This is a genomic window from Acutalibacter caecimuris (assembly GCF_034335085.1).
Taxonomy (GTDB): domain Bacteria; phylum Bacillota; class Clostridia; order Oscillospirales; family Acutalibacteraceae; genus Acutalibacter; species Acutalibacter caecimuris.
The window spans coordinates 24823-42209 of sequence record NZ_JAWXXJ010000028.1; the positions used below are offsets into that span (position 1 = coordinate 24823).

A 17387-nucleotide genomic window follows, 5' to 3' on the forward strand; every position below is an offset into this window, starting at 1 on the left:
TAACAGAAAATTTCGTTTTGGAGCGGAAAATTTGTAGCATATCAGAAAACTGTTACGACAAGTCTGTTTTTTGGAATAGACAGCGGGGCGTTGTTTGCTATACTGTAAATAGCAAAAAATAACCCCCAGGAGGTCGAAAAAATGAAAAAGGAACAGACGAACAATTTTACCGTTACCGACTTTGAACACGCGAAGGTTAAGGTGAAACAGGGCTGGGTGCAGGGCTATACGGAGGAGGCGCCCAACGGGACGCTAAAGATTTTTAAGGGCCTCCCCTTTGCCGCGCCCCCTGTAGGGGACCTGCGGTTCCGCCGCCCCCAGGACCCCGGTTGCTGGCGGGGCGTCCGCCGCGCCACCCAGTACAGTGCCGCTGCCGTGCAGGAGGTGCAGGAACTTGGGGAGGCAAAGGCAAACGTACATGGCGTGCCCCAGATGCTGGCGCCCTCCCAGTATGAGGAGGACTGCCTGTACTTAAACGTGTGGTCCCCGGCGGAAACCCAGGATGAAAAGCTGCCTGTATTCATCTGGGTACATGGCGGCGGCATGAACGCTGGCTCCGGCGTGGAGGTGGTGTGCACCGGCGAGGGGCTGACAGGCCGCAAGAAGGTGGTGATGGTCACCATCAACTACCGGCTGAACCTGTTTGGGTTCTTTGCCCACCCGGACCTGGCCGCCGAAGAGGAGGACGGCACCTATGGCAACTACGGGCTGTATGACATCCGCAAAGCCTGCCAATGGGTAAAAGAGAACATAGCGGCCTTTGGCGGCGACCCGGAGAATATCACAGTAGGCGGGCAGTCCGGCGGGGCCAGGGCCACAGGCTCGCTGCTGGTTTCCCCGCTGATGGAGGGGCTGGTTCAGCATATTTCCGTGGAAAGCGGGTTCCTGGTATTTGGGCAGGGCGGCCCCTGCCCCCGGGAGCAGGCGGAGGCGGCCTCCCAATGGCTGATGGAGGCGGTGGGCGCCAAGACCATCGATGACCTTAGGAAAAAGGACGCCTGGGAACTGTTCGACGCCTACCAGGCAGGGCAGCGCCCCGGTGTAGGGAATCCCTTTGGCAACAGCATCCGCTATTGCGTGGATGGCACCTTTATCCCCGACGACTACTTCAAGCTGCTGACAGAGGGCAGGATCAACGACTTTGACGTGATGATCGGTAGCTGCGCCCAGGAGATGCCAGTGCGCCGGGGGGCCGGGCTGCCAGTAGAGGAGTATATCGCCCACCTTAACGAGCACTTCGCCGGGGAGATACAGGCGCTACAGAAGTGGTACGCCGCAGATGACCCGGTGCAGGCGGAAAAAGCTTGTTCCACCCTTTCCTCTGACCTGATGGCAATGGGCTCCCTGTACATCGGCATGATGTGCCATAAGTACGGAAAACGGGCCTTTGTGTGGCAGATGAACAAGGAGAACGAAACACAGCGCGGCCATGAGTTGGGCTGCCCCCACTGCGCGGAGATGCCCTATGTGTTCGGCCGGGTGGATACCGGCGAGCGGGACCCCTTCTTCCCCTACCACTGGGTGGGGGCGGACTATGACTTTATGGAGCTTATCCAGGACTACTGGACCAGCTTTATGAAAACCGGGGATCCCAACACCGAAGGCCGCCCTGCCTGGAAAGCCTATGAAAATAATGGCGACGTGTGTGTGCTGGGGAACGACACGCATATGATGTCCCCTGAAGAGCAGGAGAAACTGCTGTACCTGTTCGCAAAAGTGACTGCGGAAGGGAAGGATCCGAAGGCTGTCAGCACCTACGGGATGCCGAAACTGAATTGAGCGCCGGTATACAGCCAGGCGGGCTTGTAGCCACAGGGCCGCACAGGCCGTGAACATGAAACATAGCTGCAAACCGCGTTGCAAACTTGCCCTGCAAGTTTTGGCTCCACTGAAACATCCGCAGGATATTATAGCATAATAGAGGGCCGGGGCGCAATGCCCTTCCAGCCGACAACAAGGGCCGCTGCTTTTTGCAGCGGCCCTTGTGTTGTGTGTCCCTTACAGGATTCCCCGCAGGAAGGAGGCAAGCTCGTCCGCCATTTTCTGATGGGTTTTGGCGGAAGGATGGTCGCAGGCCCCAAAGCCATCCAGGTAGTGCATGGGGCGGTACTTCATGCAGTAGACCTCCCTGTCCCCTGTATCGCGGCAGTAGCCCTCTACAAGCCGGAGGATGTCATCGTAAAAATAATAATTCATACTGCCCAGTGTGCAGACGATCTTCGTCTTGGGCCCATTGTGCGTGCGCAGGGCCTTTAAAAAGCGGAGATACCCCTCGGCGAACAGGCGCTCCGGCTGGCTATGCCCACTGGTAATGGCCGCGTGTGCGTCATTGGTGCCCAGATTCACCACCACCGCCGCGTTCGGGTTTGCCTGGAAATCCCAGGGTTCCGGGCTGCTGTGGCCCAGTTTGTCGCAAACCAGCCGGTCGGTAAAGGGATACAATTCCTCCATGGCGTAGGGGACGATCTCCCCGCCATACCGGGCGGTAGATATCCCCGAAAAGCTTAGGGCACTGAAACCCAGCCCCAGGCTTTGGGCGACCAAGTACCCGTAAGTATGCATAGCATCCTCGTGGCAGGAGAGGAACCCCTCGGTGCGGTTGTCGGCCAGGTTCCCAAACCCGCAGGTAATGGAATCGCCGATCACCTCCAGCCCCGGACTGTTTTGGGCCTCTGCCGGAAGGATCTCGCCCTCCAGGCGGACAGCGCGCAGCGCCGCAAAGGTCTTGTAGTTTTCCGTCAGCTTGACCACCTCTATTGTGTGGGGCTTTGCATCGGTGCCACTGTACAGCAGTACCCGGTTTTCCGGCCCGGTAAGGGCGTACTTCCGGGCATTCTGTACGTCGCCGTCTACAACCACCCCAACCATAGGCCAAGTGGGGCGCGTGGTGGGCTCGCTCTTCGGGAAACCGAACACCGGCTCATCGCCGTGGATGGCCGGGAGATCCGCCATAAGCAGTTCCCCCCGGAAACGGAACTTTAAGGACGCCCCCGTCCAGTTGAAATAGAGCAGGCCGCTTTCCGCGTCAAAATAGCAGCGGCCCTGGGTTTGGATTTGCGCCCGGAGTTCCGGGGCAGGTATTACTTTCATGGTACATCCTCCTTTCTGTGTCCCATTATAGCCGCAGCACGGCGGTGGGGATAGCAGAAAAATGAGCAAAACTGTGGGGAATCTGATTTTCAGCACCCGGAGAGGCCGGGGTGGGCCTGTGGCTGTTACCGTGGGCTTTGCGTATGGCAGGGCAGGTTGTGGGTTTTGCCCCAACTTGCTGTCAGATAACAGATAATTATAGTCAGGGTAACGGTGGAAAGCTAGACAGAAAGGCACTATACTTGACATATTAACAGTAGTTTACCAGTAAAGGAGGAACAAGCATGAAAAAAGACATATCCCTGCGGGCCGGGACGCCTGACGACGGCAACCGGGACTACCTGCCCTTTTCCCTGATCGGGACAGACCGGGTGGTCAACGAGAACGGAAACAACTCCCAGCCCTACCCGGAACGGCTACAGGAGTTCCACGGCGTCCTAGCCGACGGCAGGGAGGACACCTGGTATGAGTACGTCCCCTCTACCTATGACCCGGCCAGGAAAGCGCCGTTGGTGATCAGCCTGCACGGGGGCCTGATGACCGGCTGGGGGCAGTGCGTATACAGCAGTTGGACCATGCTGGCCGAGCGGGAGGGCCTGATCTGTGCCTTCCCGGATGCCAGCGAGATGATGTTCTGGTGCGTGGAGGGGATCTATGAGTCCGGCGGCCCTACGGAACTGGACGGCAAAAAGGTAGCCCGCGCCCCGGCAGACTACCGGGAGAACCATGACCTCAACCTGGTACGGCAACTTATAGAGCGGATGAAGGATAAGTACAACATTGATGAATCCCGTATTTTCATGCAGGGGATGTCTATGGGCAATATGATGACCCACCAATTTGCCCGCTACTACGGGGATATGCTGGCCGGCGCGGCCGGCGCCGGCGGAGGCACTTTCCCCTACTGCCTGTTTGACAGCGAAGGGGGCATCAAAAATGTGGCGGGCCCTCTGCCGGTCTGGCAGTCCCGGCCCGAACACAATTCCTTTGGCGGGGACTACACCGTAGCCGCCATTGCCAACGATTACAACCGCTATTACTGGCTGAAGATCAACGAGTGTAACCCGCTGCCCCAGATACGCATTGAGGGTGAGGATAATTTCGCGTTCTACACAGGCAAAAAGGCGGATATGGTGTTCCTGGACATCAAGAACCGGGATCACGGCCAGGCGCTGGACGAGGCATTCCTGTATTGGGACTACTTTTTCTCCGGCTTGCGGAGAGCGCCCGGCGGTGGCATTACGATGGGGGAAACAAACCTTCCCCGCACAGGCGATACGCAAGCGGCGGCCTTTATGTCGGGCGTGGCAAGTGCCTGGTGGCATAACCAGCCGGTAGAACTGGACGCCGCCCCGGTGCGCTGGCAGAAACTGAAGTACCACGGCCTTAACGGGGATCAGCTTGTACGGGGGGAGTACACCTGTGTGCCCCTCACCTTTTTGGCGGAGATGGCCGGGGGATGCCTGGAAACTGCCCCGGACGGCCTGACAGCGGTGATGTCCCTGCCGGACGGGCGCAGGCTCCAGTTCGCCAGGGGCAGCATTGGCTGCCTGATAGACGGCCGGCTGCGGAGTATGTATTGCGAGGCCCTGCACCGGGAAGGGCAGCTACTGGTCAGCGTGGAATGGTTTGCCCGGTCTATTTTGGGCTGGACGGCCACAGAGTGCAGTGGTGTCACGTATGTAACGGACCACCACGCGGAACTCTCCTACTACATGACAGGTATCCTACAGGCGATTTTGAAGGGGAAATACCATTTTGAGGATTACCAGCAGCTTATGCGGGAGCACATCCCGTTCTTGCGGAATAAAAGCTGAGTACACAGGGCATCTGGAGGTATATCAAACTATAACGGAGGTTTAGGAAAATGGGTAAAGAAATCAAATTGCGGGCCGGCACCCCGGACGACAACAATCGGGATTACCTCCCGGAGCGGATCAAGGGCTCTGACATTGTGGTGAACGAAAACGGGAACAACTCCCAGCCTTACCCGGAGCGGCTACAGGAATTCCACGCGGTGCTGAACCAGGAGGGCGAAATGGTGGAAAACCCGGAAGAGGGTATTGCAGGCACCTGGTACGAATATGTGCCGGAAAGCTTTGACCCTACCCGGAAAACACCCCTGGTGATGAGCCTGCATGGGGGCCTGATGACCGGCTGGGGGCAGTGTATTTACAGCAGTTGGTCCCTGCTGGCCGAGCGGGAGGGCTTTCTCTGCGTGTTCCCCAACGGGAACACCAACCGCTTTTGGCAGATGCAGTATTACATGAACCGCCACAGGAAAAAGCCCGCCCCCATCAACGGGCTTTCCGCCCTGGACCCCGCCCCCACCATTGAGGAAAATATTGACTGCAACTTTTTGTTGCGGCTGCTCAAGTACATCCAGAAGAAGTACCCGGTGGACGAAAAGCGTATCTTTATGCAGGGGATGTCCAACGGCTGCGGCATGACCCAGCAGTTTGCCCGCCGTTACGGGTACCTGCTGGCGGGCGCGGCCCACTCTGCCGGGCCGGGGCGCATCTGGGCCTTGATCGACGAGGAGCATAAGCTTATCAACCAGGGCGGCCCCCTGGCCGTGTGGGACAACCACCCGGAGAACAACGGCCACGGCAATGCCACCCTGGCGGACGAGGCCCGCTCCTGCCGGGAAAGCCGGCACTACTGGATGACCATCAACCAGTGCGAGCCTATGCCGAAGATCAGCATTGTGGGCGAGGACAATATGGCTTTCTTCAGCGGGAAGAAGGCCCCGTATGTGTTCAATGAAATTAAAATCAGGGACCACGGCCAGGCGTTGGACGAGGCGTTCCTATACTGGGACTACCTGTTTGCCGGCACCCGCCGGGGGGAGGACGGAGAAATCATCCAGGAGGCAACGCCGCTTGCAAGAGAGGGCGACCAGCAGGCAGCGGCCTTTGCCCCAGGCATGGCGCGGGCCTGGTGGCACAACCAGCCGGTGGAGTTGGACGCCGCCCCGGTGCGCTGGCAGAAACTGAAATACCATGGCCTCAACGGGGACCAACTGGTACGGGGGGAGTATACCTGTGTGCCCCTTACCTGCCTGGCTACCATAGCCGGCGGCACCCTGGAAACGGCCCCGGACGGCCTGACGGCGGTGATGTCCCTGCCGGACGGGCGCAGGCTACAGTTCGCCAGGGGCAGCATTGGCTGCCTGATAGACGGCCGGCTACGGAGTATGTATTGTGAGGCCCTGCACCGGGAAGGGCAGCTACTGGTCAGCGTGGAGTGGTTTGCCCGGTCTATTTTGGGCTGGACCGCTACAGAGTGCAATGGGGTCACATACATCACGGACCACCACGCGGAACTGGGGTACTGCATGGCTGACCTGATCAAGGACATCCTACAGGACCGGGTACTGCCTGAAAACTTTATTGAGGAGGCACTGAAGGAGTAACGGGCCTTATAGCAAAAAGAAGGGCACCCCTGCCGGGAGCGGGGGCGTCCTTCTTTGCCTTAAGGGGCTGTGTCAGTCCGGCTTGGGCTGCTCTTTTGCGGCTTTTTTCTTTTCGGCCAGAATGCGGTACTCGCTGGGGGTCATGTTCTCCAGCTTTTTGAAAATTTGGGTGAAGTGGGAAAAGTTGGAGTAGCCCACCTCCAGCGCCACCATGCTGATGGGCAGGCTGCTGGTGGCGAGCAAATCCTTGGCAAGGGTCATTTTGCAGTCTACAATATAGTTCTTGATGCTTTTGCCCGTTTCTTTTTTAAAGCGCCGGGTAAAGTACTCCGGGTTCAGGTGCACATGGTCCGCCACCTCCTTAACAGAGAGGAGCTGGTTATAATTTTCGCTGATAAACGCCTTGGCCTTCTCCACGTAGTCCAGTTCCTGGGGGGCCGCGGTGGAGGCTGCCACGGCGTCCAGCAGGAAATCCACCGTACGCTTTATGTCCTCCACGCTGGAAAAACTGTCCATACAATCCCGGTAGGTGAAGCCGTCGGTAAACAGGGCGTTGATGTCTACACCATTGTCGTAAAAATACTGGAAAAAGAGTTGGATGATTTGCTGGTGGATATCACAAAGGCGCTGGAACCGGTTGGGCATGGCGGCGATTTTTTCGTCCAGGCAGAAATCTATATCTTTTTTAAGCAGGCTTTTCTGCCCGGTGTACAGCAGCCTGCGCCAATGGTTCTGGTAGTCCGGCAGAGAAACGCCTATGCCGTCGGGTATCTGCCGCAGGGCAATGTGGGAAAGCATGGGCTCCTTGGCCACATTGTCCCTAATGTGGTCATTGGCAGCCTTTAAGGCTAGCTGGATATCGGAGAAAGGGAAACTGTCGCCATAATAGCAGGCAATGGGGCGGCCGGGGAGTTGGCGGCAGAGGGCCTGGTAAAAGGCGGAAACATCCCCTTCCCCCGCGGGCAGCTTTTCTTCGCGGTCGCTGATGAGCAGGACGGAAAACTGCCGGTAAGGGTTCATAAAGACAAACAGGTCCAGGGGGGCGAAGAAGGGGACGCTTTTCAGTGCCTGGCTGATGGCGCCCATGATCTGGCTTTGGGAAGGGTAGTCCTGCTCTTGGCGGGTATAGGCGAAAACATCCGCAAAAATCAACTGGACGGTGCTTTCCATATCTACCGGGTGGCCGGACTGGCTCAGCAGGCGGACACAACTGTCTACGGCGCCGGGGTCATTGGAATAAAGCTTTTGGATGATGGAGCCCAAAAACTCGCTTTCATGGGTCTGGAACAGGTGGCCGAACCGGGCGATGCGGCGGTTGTTGTAGTTGGCCCGTACGGCGTCTACGGCCCTTTGCAGCGAGGCCTCGATCTCCTCAAAGGGGGCGGGCTGGACAATGTAATCGAAACAGCCCAGCTTTACGCTGGCCTGGGCATAGGAGAATACGGCGTGGGAGGTTAGGACAATCCGCAGCACGTCGGGGTATTTTTCCTTTACGATGCCGTTCAGTTCCAACCCATTGCGCCCGGGCATCTCCACATCCGTCAAAAGGATCTGGATAGGGTGCTTTTCCAGCACCTGTAGGGCCTCCCCGGCGCTCATGGCGGTAAACACCCCGTCAAAGCCCAGCCGTGGGAAATGGATGCCGTTGAGTAGCCCCTTTAGGACGCTGGTCTGGTCGTCAACAATCAGGATGTTCATGGAGTATCTCCTTTCATTTCAGGATGGGCACGAAGATAACAGAGCAGGCGCCGCCGGTGGGCAGGTTGTAAAAAATGGTATGGAAATCCCCCTTATACACAATGGACATACGCCGCCGGAGGTTATTTATGCCAACATTAAGCTGATCGAACACACCGCAGGGCTCGTGGTTGATCCGCTCCAGTACCTGGGGGCTGTAGCCACAGCCGTTGTCAGAGCAGTGGATCTGGAGATACTCGCCGCCGTTGTAATCTACCCGGCTTACCTGTATGTGGAAGGAGAGGGGCACGCCAGTCCTTTCGTTGTACTTGTAGGCGTTTTCCAGGAAGGTCTGGATGATCAGCGGCGGCACCTTACAGGCCAGAAGGTCCGGGGGGACTTCCTGGCGGAGCAGGAGGATGCGGGAAGAGTCCAGCAGGAGGATACGGTGGTAGTCGTTTACCTCCTTCAGTTCCGATTCCAGGGTCACAACGGAAAGGTTGTCCTGGAAAATATAACGCAGATGGTTGGAAAAGCCCAAGATCATGCTTTTCATACGGCCATGCTCGCCGTTTTCCAACATACTGTACAGGCTTTTCAGGCAGTTTAAGAAGAAATGCGAGCGGGTTTGCAACTGGAAATACTGCAATAGGGCGTGTTCCCGTTGGGACTCCTTTTCATGCTTTTCCATTTCCAGGGCCGTGATATCGTCGCGCAGGTCTGCCAGGGCATTCTTGATGACCTCAAACTCCTCAAAATTAACGCTGGGCGGCTGGACTTCCTCCCTCTGGCCCTCTTTGTCCCGCAACTGCTGTGACATAACGCCAATTTCCTGTAAAGGCAGCACCAATACCCCGCTGAGGGCCCGGTAGAACACAAAGATGACCCCCGCTGCCAGCAGTACCACAAAGGCCAGGAATGCCAACTGGGGCACCACATGGGTGACAAGGGTGGAAAAGGGCGTTACCACGCATACCCCTATGCCGTAACCTTCCAACTGGACGGTATGCAGGATGAACCCCGGAACGGAAACCGCCCCATCCCGCTGGACAGAGCGCAGCAGGGTATCCGTGTCAATGCCGTGGCGTTCTGCCACGTCGCCGCCAACCAGGATATCCTTGGAGGAAAAGATGATGACGGAGCTCTCGTCGGTATAATTGGGCACAGGGCTCCGCTCCAGATAGGCGCGGATATTGAATAGGGAAAGGAGGGTTGCCCGCCCGTGGTTGTTCATCAGCACCATATAGGGGTCATACCCGTCAGAACTGGCAAACCAGGCGTCGTATTTTTCAAAGCCAAAGCCTTCTGGCTCCTTCCCCAGTTGGTGCAGGTAGCCGTTCAGTTCATTGTTGCGGACCTGGTCGGGGGAAACGCGGTTGCCCTGTACGTAATAGGCGGTGTCCTGGGCGTGGTCATACAGCATGGTAACCCCATAGGTGGGCGTATGGGAGAGCATAATCTGCCGCAGGTTGTACTGCTCTACCACGCGTTTAGAGTCCGCGTAATTGTTAAGCGTAAGCAACTGGAAACTGGGGTTGGCGTACACCATGTTATGGTTAAACTCTTTCAGCATATCCAGGTCCTCTGAAAGGGTCGCGGTGTACTTTTCCAGCGTAGTCAGGCTGTGGTCTAAAAGCTGGCGCGCATAGGCGTGAACCGAATAAATGCCATAGGCGCAGGTAACAGATGCCAGCAGCACCACCACTGCCCATGAGGAACGCCTAAACAGCTTTTTTACAGAGCGCCGTTTGTCCATCTTTCACTCCCCCCATCTATCCGTTTTCAGTTCATTTTACCATCCGCCGCTAGGAAACGCAAGCCTGTGTGGGCCCTTCTTTGGCAACCATCTCAGAAATATAACAAAACCAGACAAGTTTTTGGTAGTTTAGTTCACTGTCTGTTTGGTATACTGAGGACAACCTTAGAAGGGGGGAGGCAGAATACATGAAAACAATAAGCACTGCACGTAAAAAGCCCTTGCTGGTGAGATTAAAACGGTATTGGCCCCTGTACGTTATGCTGATACCGGGGTTCATCTACCTGATCATCAACAACTACCTGCCTATGGGCGGGCTGGTAATCGCCTTTAAGAAGGTGAACTATTCCATCGGCATTTTAGAGAGCCCCTGGGCGGGCCTTAACAACTTCTCCTTTATCTTCTCCACAAATGACGCCTATATCATGTTCCGGAACACCATCCTGTACAACCTGGCGTTTATTATCCTGGGGAACGTGTTCGGGTTGCTGGTGGCCATTGCCCTTGACACGGTGAAACAGAAGTTCCTTAAGAACTTTTCCCAAATCATCATCCTGATCCCGTACCTGCTCTCCATTGTGATCGTTACGTACATAGTGTTTGCGTTTTTAAGCCCCAGCAATGGGTTTGTCAATAACTCCATTCTGGCGCCTTTGGGCATTGACCGGGTAGAATGGTATAATGAGCCGGGGCCCTGGCCGGTCATCCTGACCATTGTTTATCTGTGGATGTCTTTTGGGTACACCTCCATCCTCTACTACTCCACGCTCATCGGCATTGAGAGGACCATGTATGAGGCCGCCGTTATTGACGGGGCGGGGGTGTGGAAACAGATCTTGCACGTAACCCTGCCCTGCATGAAGAAAACCATTATCATCCTGATGATTTTGGCCGTTGGGCGCATCTGCTACTCGGACTTTGGGCTGTTTTACCAGGTACCCATGCACAGCGGTATGCTGTACAGCACCACCCAGACCATTGATACCTTTGTGTACCGGGCCCTGTTGGAGCAGAACAGCATCGGCCGCAGCGCGGCGGCAGGGTTCTTACAGTCTGTGCTTGGGTTTGTGCTGGTTATAACCGCCAACGCCGTTGTAAGCAAGCTGGACAAAGAGAGCGCGCTGATTTGAGAAAAGGAGGGGATTGCCATGATTGTAAAGAACAAAGCCTTTAATCTTGCTGCCCATTTGTTTGTGGGATTTCTTATCGTCATCTGCATTGTGCCCTTCTGGCTGCTGATTATCAGCTCGTTTACCTCTGAGGCCGAATTGCTGCGCAACGGTTATTCCTTGATTCCCCAGAAACTTTCCTTTGTTACCTACGAGTTCCTGTGGACCATGAAGGACGGGGTATTGCGGGCCTACCTGATGAGCGTGATCATTTCTGTTACCGGTGTGGCGTCCAATGTGGTGCTTACCACGCTGTTCGCCTACCCGCTCTCCCGGCGGGACCTGCCGGGCCGGGGGGCCATCTCCATCTTCCTGTTTGTTACCATGCTTTTTAACGGCGGCCTGGTGCCGACTTATCTGATCTACACCCAGGTATTCCACATAAAGGACACCCTTGCCGGCATGATAATACCGGGGCTTCTGATGAATGCTTTCCATATTATCATGATGCGTACGTACATCAACTCCAACATTTCAGACGAAATTATGGAGTCCGCGCGGATTGACGGCGCCGGGGAATTCCGCTGCCTGTGGTCTGTGGTGCTGCCCTTGAGCAAGCCGATTTTGGGTACGCTGGCCCTGATGACTTTCATCGCCTATTGGAATAACTGGACCAACGGCATCTATTATATCCAGCAGCGCACCGAACTGTACGGCATCCAGAACTATTTAAAACGGATCATGGACACTGCCACCACCATGCAGCAGCAGATGTCCCAAGGCTATAATGTGGACCCAACCACAGTGCCTACGGTAGGTATCCGTATGGCGCTGGCGGTGGTAGCTGTGGTACCGGTACTGCTGATCTACCCCTTCTTCCAGAAATCCTTTGTAAAAGGTATTACCTTAGGGTCTGTGAAAGGGTAGCCCGCCCACGGCCGGGACGCACCATCCTTCGCACATAGCGGAGGATCCCTACAAAAGAAGCCAAAAAACTTGAAAAGCGGACAGCTTTGGGGTTTTTTGACTATAAAAACGCAGAGCATCTGCGAAATGATTAAGGAGGTACAGAACATGAAGAAATTCCTTGCGATGCTGCTTGTTTTCAGCCTGTTGTTAGCCTGCGCTGCCTGTGGCGGGGACGGGAGCAGCAGCCAGCAGAGCACAAGCTCCGCGGATTCCAGCACTGCCGGCACATCCAGTGAGGATGCCCCGGTGGAGAGCAACGCGGACGTGGAGGACGGGGACTATCCTGTGCTGCGGTTCAACATGAATACCGCTACCGGCGACCCCCGCTCCAAGACCAGCGAGGTCATGGACGCCATCAATGAGATCCTGCGGGAAAAGGCCCATGCTGAAATAGAGCCTGTATGGGTCACGTTTGCCGATATGCAGACACAACTGAACCTGCTGCTGACCGGCGGCGACGATTCCCTGGACTTCTTCTCCTCTTTCTGGTACCAGCCTCTTGGTATTCTGGTCAGCAACGGCCAGGTAGCGGAGCTGGACAGCCTGTTGGAAGAGTATGGCCAGGAAACAAAGGAACTCTTTGGCGACTATGAGGCAGTGCTGGACTGCGGCCGGGTAGGGGGCAAGCTTTACGGCATACCCAGCTATACGGCGTGGACAGCGCCCAACATCTACTTCAGCCAGAAGGCGGATGCCGATTCCGCCAATATCGACTGGAGCAAGGTAACGGATCTGGACTCTGCCACAGAGGCCATGCTGGCCATGAAAAAGGCCAACCCGGACCACTACTATATCCCCGGCTCTACCGAGCCCTACTGGATCCCCAAGGGTATTGACTACCTGGGGGACCAGAACTACCTGGGCGTGCTGCTTGACCCGGAGAAGAGCACCACCATAGAGAACTACTATGAGTCGGACTATTTCCTGAATATTATGGAGAACGTCAAAATCTGGCAGCAGAACGGCATTATCTCCCCCGATCCCATGAGCTGCAACAGCGCCACTTTGGCGAGTATGCAAAACGGCCTGGTTTCCGGCACCACCGGGTATAGCTGGGACGCGGCGGAGTTCTGCCACCAGGCCAATGTTTCCGGCGTGTACGGCGGCGATTTGGTGGGCGCGGAGATCAGCCCCTCCTATATCACCACCGGGAACGTGACCACCTACCTGTGGCACATCACCCCCTTCTGCAAGGAGCCGGAGGCTGCCATGCGGGTGCTGAACCTGCTGTATACCGACCCGGAGGTAGCTACCATATTCAGCTACGGCGTAGAGGGCGTTACCTACCAGTTGGACGAGAACGGGGCTGCCGCTTACCTGGATGGGGAGAACGGGCAGACCTCCGGCTGGACCGGCGGCCAGAGTTTCGTGGTGCCCAACGGTACCATTGTTCCCCTGTGGTTCGACCAGTCCCCGGACGCCAACGAGCGCATTTATGAGAGCAACAAGAACGCCAAGCGGTCTATCGCCCTGGGCTTTACCTGCGACATGGAGCCTGTAGCGGATCAGGTTGCCGCCTGCGCCAATGTGATCGCCCAGTATTACACGCCCCTTATGAACGGCGTGGTGGACATCGACGAGGTCGTGCCTGTGTTCCAAAAGGCGCTGCACGACGCCGGCATCGACGAGATCATCAAGTGTAAGCAAGAGCAGCTAGACGACTGGCTGGCCGCACAGGGCTAAGCCGTACAAATAGGAATCATCCGAATAGCCCCCCGCCTGTATAGGTGGGGGGCTATTCAAATCCCTACACCCCCTTGCCGCGCGAGCTGGGGGGCGGATAAGCGGATAGTTTATAAAAATGTGGAAAAAGCCGGCGGGATATGGTACAATCTTAGGTAGCTACATGAATTCGTCTGGGAAGGGATCTCAATCAGCCTATGAAAATACTGTTTGTGTGTACGGGAAATACTTGCCGCAGCCCCATGGCAGAGGGGTTGTTCCGCCAACTGCTGGAGAGGGAAGGGGACGGGGGCGCCTTATGCGGCAGCGCGGGGCTGGCAGCGGTAGAAGGGGCGCCTGCTACGGAAAACGCCGTGCTGGCCTGCCGGGAGGTAGGTGTGGACCTGGGCGGCCACCGGGCCCGCCGGGTGAGCCGGGGGCTTTTGCCGGCCTGGGATTTGTTTTTCCCCATGTCCAGCACCCACGCCTATATTTTGGAACAGGCCGGCGTGCCGCCGGGAAACATCTACCTGCCCGAACCGGTGGCAGACCCCTTTGGCGGGGATCTGGACGCCTACCGCCGGTGCCGGGATCACCTTATGGCGGAACTGGAAAAATTCTACCGGAAGGCGGCGGCCTTTAGGCAGGGGGGGGGCGGCGGATGGAAATAGTTCCCATGCAGGCCCGGCACCTGGACGCCGCCGCGGAACTGGAACGCCAGTGCTTTTCTTCCCCCTGGAGCCGGGAGGCTTTGGCCGGGGAACTGGAAAACCCCCAGGCCGTCTATTTGGTTGCCCAGGAGGAAGGCCGACTTTTGGGCTACGGCGGGATGCGCTTTGCAGCCGGGGAATACTATATCGATAACATTGCGGTATTTGCCGGATACCGGCGCCAGGGCGTGGGCCGGGCGCTGGTGTCTGGGTTGATTGGCCGGGCACAGGCGGACGGCGGGGCGTTTATCACGCTGGAGGTGCGGCCCTCCAATCAGCCTGCCGTGGCGCTTTACGCCGGCCTGGGCTTTGTGCAGGTGGGCCGGCGGAAAAATTACTATGATAAGCCCGCTGAGGACGCGTTGCTGATGACCCGGCGGCTGAAGGGGGAAGAGGTATGATCGTTTTGGGTATTGAGAGCTCCTGCGACGAAACCGCCGCCGCGCTGGTAGAGGACGGCCGCCGGATACTATCGTCTGTGGTGGCCAGCCAGATCGACGAACACAAGATATATGGGGGCGTGGTGCCGGAGATTGCATCCCGCCGCCACAGCGAGGCCATTACGGGCGTTACCGAGCAGGCCCTGTCCCAGGCGGGGCTTACGCTGGGGGCGGTAGACGCGGTGGCCGTTACCTATGCGCCGGGGTTAATCGGCGCGCTGCTGGTGGGGGTTAACTTTGCCAAAGGGTTGGCCCTGGCGGCAGGGCTGCCGCTGGTGCCGGTGCACCACCTACGGGGGCATATTGCCGCCAATTACCTATGCCACCCGGCGCTGGAACCCCCATTTTTGTGCCTGGTGGTGTCCGGCGGGCACTCCCACATTGTGGAGGTGGCGGATTACACCCAACTGCGGGTGCTGGCCCGCACCCGGGATGACGCCGCCGGGGAGGCTTTTGACAAAGCCGCGCGGGCCATGGGCATCCCGTACCCCGGTGGGGTGGAACTGGACAAGCTGGCTGAGGGCGGCAACCCGGAGGCATACCGCCTGCCAAAGCCAAAAGTGGAGGGTTCACCCCTGGATTTCAGCTTTTCAGGGCTAAAGACCGCGGCGTTGAACCTGCTGCACAATGCCGCCCAGCGGGGGGAAGATATTAGCGTCCCCGACTTGTGCGCCTCTTACCGCAAGGCAGTGGTGGACTGCTTAGCCGGCAGTTTCCGGCAGGCGGCCAAGGAAACCGGGGCAAAGGTACTGGCAGCGGCAGGCGGGGTTTCCGCCAACCGGCTACTGCGCCGGGAGTTAGCCGCCCTAAGCCAGGAAACCGGCCTGCCCCTGTATGTGCCGGCGCTGCACCTATGCGGGGACAATGCAGCGATGATCGCCGCCCAGGGCTATTACGAGTTTTTAGCCGGCCACACCGCCGGCATGGAACTGAACGCCTTTGCCCAGCGGGATATCAGCCTGTAAAGGGGGTAGGGGCATGAAACTGGAGGTGGATCCGGGCGGGGTGTGGTATCATGGCTCGGACAAGGCGTTTGATGTGCTCCGGGAGGGCAGCACCATTACCCAGTGGCAGGCCCTGGCCAGGGCGTTTTCCCATCAGCCTACCCTGCTGTGTACGGAGGATGACGGGAGTATCTGGCATAACGGGCAGAAAGCGGGCTGGCTTTATGCGGTGGATGAGCCTGTGGCGTTGGGGAAAGACTGCTATCCCCACCCCCGCACCGCCATGGAACCGCTTGCGGAGTTTGTGACCACCCGGCCGCTACGGGTAAGGGTCATTGCGCCATGCCTGGCGGCCGGGGCGAAAACTGGTCCAGGGGGATGACCGGCTGGCTGGGCATCGGCCCTACAAAAAGGAAAAAGCAGCCCCCTGAAGTTACGGGGCTACTTGCTTTCGTTCCCTGTAAGGAGAATGGGAGGGCAGCCGGTCCAGCGCCCATAGGCAGCGGGAAATACCCCACGGCCTTACCGCCGCCCCAAAAGGGCCCGCAGCCGTTCGAGGGGCGGCAGGGTGAGCCGCAGTACAGTGCCGGTAAGCAGGCCGGTAAGCAGGCTGAACGCCAGCAAGGCCGGTAAGTAGAATACCACGGCGGCAGAGGCCAGCAGGTATGCCACGCAAAGTTGGGCACAGTTGTGGGCAATGGCCCCGCAAACCCCGGTGGCTGCCAAGCCCAGGGGCGTCTTTTTTAAGGCCAGCCACATGGCCAACGTACTGGCAAGCCCACCGCAAAGGCTCATGATACCCGCCGTTAACCCGCGGGTGAGAAAGGCCGAACCGGCCTTCAGCGCGGCCAGGAGCAGGGCCCAGGGCAGGCCCAGGCTACCGGCAGCGTACATGGTTACAATGTTGGATAGACCCAGCCGCGCACCGGGGGGCATACCCGGCAGGGGTGGGAGCAGGCTCTCTGTAAGAGAAAGCGTCAGGGCCAGGGCCCCCAGCAGGCCGGCCAGCGCTACGGTACCGGATTTGTGCCCCACTTGCGCAGGCCTCCTTTCTGCGATGTGGATGCGGGGTTCCGCATCCATCTACGCATATATACTACCATACTGCGCCGGGGTTTTCAATCCTTTTCTATGGCGCGGGAAGAAGGGAGCGGACAAATGGGCGCCGGTTTGAAAGGGGTCGCCCTGTCCGTAGGGCGCTGGATAGGGAGCGGATTATGTGCTAGAGTCTGTCTTAAAACGCCGAAACGCCGTCTATTTTGCCCCAAAACGGTGCTTTCTGTGTCAAAAATTCTCGAAAGGCGGCAAGCCTTTCTTGCGGTTTTTTCCTTGAAAGCCCTCGTTTTTAGACAAAAATCCGGCATTTCTCCGGTTTTAAAACAGACTCTAGGCGGCGTCGTCAATAAAAATATGATATAATAGACCTCAAAGAAGAGGAGGGCAAAAAAATGGCGGGAGAACAGCATCGGCACGATATAAGCGACAGAGCGTGGGAGAAAATCAGGCCGCATACCATTGGTGAAAAGGGGACGCGAGGCGGCAATGCCCGGGATACCCGGCAATTTATCAACGGAGTATTCTGGATTCTGCGCACCGGAGCGCCCTGGCGGGACTT

16 protein-coding genes are annotated in these 17387 nt (G+C 57.6%); 12 read left to right on the forward strand and 4 right to left on the reverse strand.

The annotated features are described in order from the left end of the window. Nucleotides 1–141: 141 nt before the first annotated feature. Nucleotides 142–1779 carry a carboxylesterase/lipase family protein gene (locus tag U8U01_RS14005; protein WP_322175432.1) on the forward strand — a complete coding sequence of 546 codons (1638 nt, stop codon included), beginning with the start codon at nucleotides 142–144 and terminating at the stop codon, nucleotides 1777–1779. Between the two features lie 219 nt (nucleotides 1780–1998). Here U8U01_RS14005 and U8U01_RS14010 read toward each other — a convergent pair whose 3' ends face one another. After that, nucleotides 1999–3090, reverse strand: a complete 1092-nt coding sequence (locus tag U8U01_RS14010; protein WP_322175435.1) for an SGNH/GDSL hydrolase family protein — start codon at nucleotides 3088–3090, stop codon at nucleotides 1999–2001. 284 nt (nucleotides 3091–3374) lie between these two features. On the opposite strand from U8U01_RS14010, the gene U8U01_RS14015 reads away from it, so the two are divergent. After that, nucleotides 3375–4907 (forward strand): alpha/beta hydrolase family protein, encoded by a 1533-nt coding sequence (locus U8U01_RS14015; protein WP_322175438.1) that lies wholly within the window; start codon nucleotides 3375–3377, stop codon nucleotides 4905–4907. A gap of 50 nt (nucleotides 4908–4957) precedes the next feature. After that, nucleotides 4958–6505 carry a CE1 family esterase gene (locus U8U01_RS14020; RefSeq protein ID WP_322175440.1) on the forward strand — a complete coding sequence of 516 codons (1548 nt, stop codon included), beginning with the start codon at nucleotides 4958–4960 and terminating at the stop codon, nucleotides 6503–6505. Between the two features lie 72 nt (nucleotides 6506–6577). On the opposite strand, the gene U8U01_RS14025 is transcribed toward U8U01_RS14020, so the two are convergent. Further along, a complete protein-coding gene (locus tag U8U01_RS14025; protein ID WP_322175443.1) occupies nucleotides 6578–8203 on the reverse strand; it encodes an AraC family transcriptional regulator in 1626 nt (541 codons plus the stop codon). A gap of 13 nt (nucleotides 8204–8216) precedes the next feature. After that, the gene (locus tag U8U01_RS14030; RefSeq protein WP_322175445.1) at nucleotides 8217–9938 is read right to left on the reverse strand and encodes a sensor histidine kinase; all 1722 of its coding nucleotides are present in this window, start codon (nucleotides 9936–9938) and stop codon (nucleotides 8217–8219) included. A gap of 188 nt (nucleotides 9939–10126) precedes the next feature. On the opposite strand from U8U01_RS14030, the gene U8U01_RS14035 reads away from it, so the two are divergent. From U8U01_RS14035 to U8U01_RS14065, 7 genes are all read left to right on the forward strand, one after another. Beyond that, complete coding sequence (locus U8U01_RS14035; protein WP_322175447.1) at nucleotides 10127–11068, forward strand: ABC transporter permease; 942 nt, start codon at nucleotides 10127–10129, stop codon at nucleotides 11066–11068. 18 nt (nucleotides 11069–11086) lie between these two features. Continuing rightward, nucleotides 11087–11974 (forward strand): carbohydrate ABC transporter permease, encoded by an 888-nt coding sequence (locus U8U01_RS14040; RefSeq protein ID WP_322175449.1) that lies wholly within the window; start codon nucleotides 11087–11089, stop codon nucleotides 11972–11974. Nucleotides 11975–12121: 147 nt separating this feature from the next. Next, entirely contained in the window at nucleotides 12122–13699 is a 1578-nt protein-coding gene (locus U8U01_RS14045) for a DUF3502 domain-containing protein (protein WP_322175452.1), read from the forward strand. A gap of 197 nt (nucleotides 13700–13896) precedes the next feature. Beyond that, nucleotides 13897–14349: an arsenate reductase/protein-tyrosine-phosphatase family protein gene (locus tag U8U01_RS14050; RefSeq protein ID WP_322175454.1), complete on the forward strand. Its 453-nt coding sequence runs from the start codon at nucleotides 13897–13899 to the stop codon at nucleotides 14347–14349. Then, nucleotides 14340–14789, forward strand: coding sequence for a ribosomal protein S18-alanine N-acetyltransferase (gene rimI / locus U8U01_RS14055; protein ID WP_322175457.1), 450 nt, complete (start codon nucleotides 14340–14342; stop codon nucleotides 14787–14789). Before U8U01_RS14050 ends, rimI begins: the two co-directional genes overlap by 10 nt. Beyond that, nucleotides 14786–15793, forward strand: coding sequence for a tRNA (adenosine(37)-N6)-threonylcarbamoyltransferase complex transferase subunit TsaD (gene tsaD, locus U8U01_RS14060; protein ID WP_322175460.1), 1008 nt, complete (start codon nucleotides 14786–14788; stop codon nucleotides 15791–15793). The genes rimI and tsaD overlap by 4 nt, the downstream gene beginning before the upstream one ends. 13 nt (nucleotides 15794–15806) lie before the next feature. Further along, the gene (locus U8U01_RS14065) at nucleotides 15807–16154 is read left to right on the forward strand and encodes a hypothetical protein (protein WP_322175462.1); all 348 of its coding nucleotides are present in this window, start codon (nucleotides 15807–15809) and stop codon (nucleotides 16152–16154) included. 140 nt (nucleotides 16155–16294) lie between these two features. Here U8U01_RS14065 and U8U01_RS14070 read toward each other — a convergent pair whose 3' ends face one another. Next, the gene (locus U8U01_RS14070; protein WP_322175465.1) at nucleotides 16295–16807 is read right to left on the reverse strand and encodes a Gx transporter family protein; all 513 of its coding nucleotides are present in this window, start codon (nucleotides 16805–16807) and stop codon (nucleotides 16295–16297) included. A gap of 123 nt (nucleotides 16808–16930) precedes the next feature. On the opposite strand from U8U01_RS14070, the gene U8U01_RS14075 reads away from it, so the two are divergent. Together U8U01_RS14075 and U8U01_RS14080 are read left to right on the forward strand one after the other, a co-directional pair. Then, a complete protein-coding gene (locus U8U01_RS14075) occupies nucleotides 16931–17191 on the forward strand; it encodes a hypothetical protein (RefSeq protein ID WP_322175468.1) in 261 nt (86 codons plus the stop codon). A 29-nt stretch (nucleotides 17192–17220) separates the two neighbouring features. Then, the coding region (locus U8U01_RS14080) for a transposase (protein ID WP_322175471.1) at nucleotides 17221–17387 on the forward strand (167 nt) is incomplete at its 3' end.

Bases quoted from the DNA above. Each gene is read 5' to 3' on its own strand.
- U8U01_RS14075 (WP_322175468.1), top strand. From the start codon at position 16,931: ATGGGCGCCGGTTTGAAAGGGGTCGCCCTGTCCGTAGGGCGCTGGATA.
- U8U01_RS14045 (WP_322175452.1), top strand. From the start codon at position 12,122: ATGAAGAAATTCCTTGCGATGCTGCTTGTTTTCAGCCTGTTGTTAGCC.
- U8U01_RS14025 (WP_322175443.1), bottom strand. From the start codon at position 8,203: ATGAACATCCTGATTGTTGACGACCAGACCAGCGTCCTAAAGGGGCTA.
- U8U01_RS14005 (WP_322175432.1), top strand. From the start codon at position 142: ATGAAAAAGGAACAGACGAACAATTTTACCGTTACCGACTTTGAACAC.
- tsaD (WP_322175460.1), top strand. From the start codon at position 14,786: ATGATCGTTTTGGGTATTGAGAGCTCCTGCGACGAAACCGCCGCCGCG.
- U8U01_RS14015 (WP_322175438.1), top strand. From the start codon at position 3,375: ATGAAAAAAGACATATCCCTGCGGGCCGGGACGCCTGACGACGGCAAC.
- U8U01_RS14035 (WP_322175447.1), top strand. From the start codon at position 10,127: ATGAAAACAATAAGCACTGCACGTAAAAAGCCCTTGCTGGTGAGATTA.
- U8U01_RS14010 (WP_322175435.1), bottom strand. From the start codon at position 3,090: ATGAAAGTAATACCTGCCCCGGAACTCCGGGCGCAAATCCAAACCCAG.
- U8U01_RS14030 (WP_322175445.1), bottom strand. From the start codon at position 9,938: ATGGACAAACGGCGCTCTGTAAAAAAGCTGTTTAGGCGTTCCTCATGG.
- U8U01_RS14040 (WP_322175449.1), top strand. From the start codon at position 11,087: ATGATTGTAAAGAACAAAGCCTTTAATCTTGCTGCCCATTTGTTTGTG.
- rimI (WP_322175457.1), top strand. From the start codon at position 14,340: ATGGAAATAGTTCCCATGCAGGCCCGGCACCTGGACGCCGCCGCGGAA.
- U8U01_RS14020 (WP_322175440.1), top strand. From the start codon at position 4,958: ATGGGTAAAGAAATCAAATTGCGGGCCGGCACCCCGGACGACAACAAT.
- U8U01_RS14065 (WP_322175462.1), top strand. From the start codon at position 15,807: ATGAAACTGGAGGTGGATCCGGGCGGGGTGTGGTATCATGGCTCGGAC.
- U8U01_RS14050 (WP_322175454.1), top strand. From the start codon at position 13,897: ATGAAAATACTGTTTGTGTGTACGGGAAATACTTGCCGCAGCCCCATG.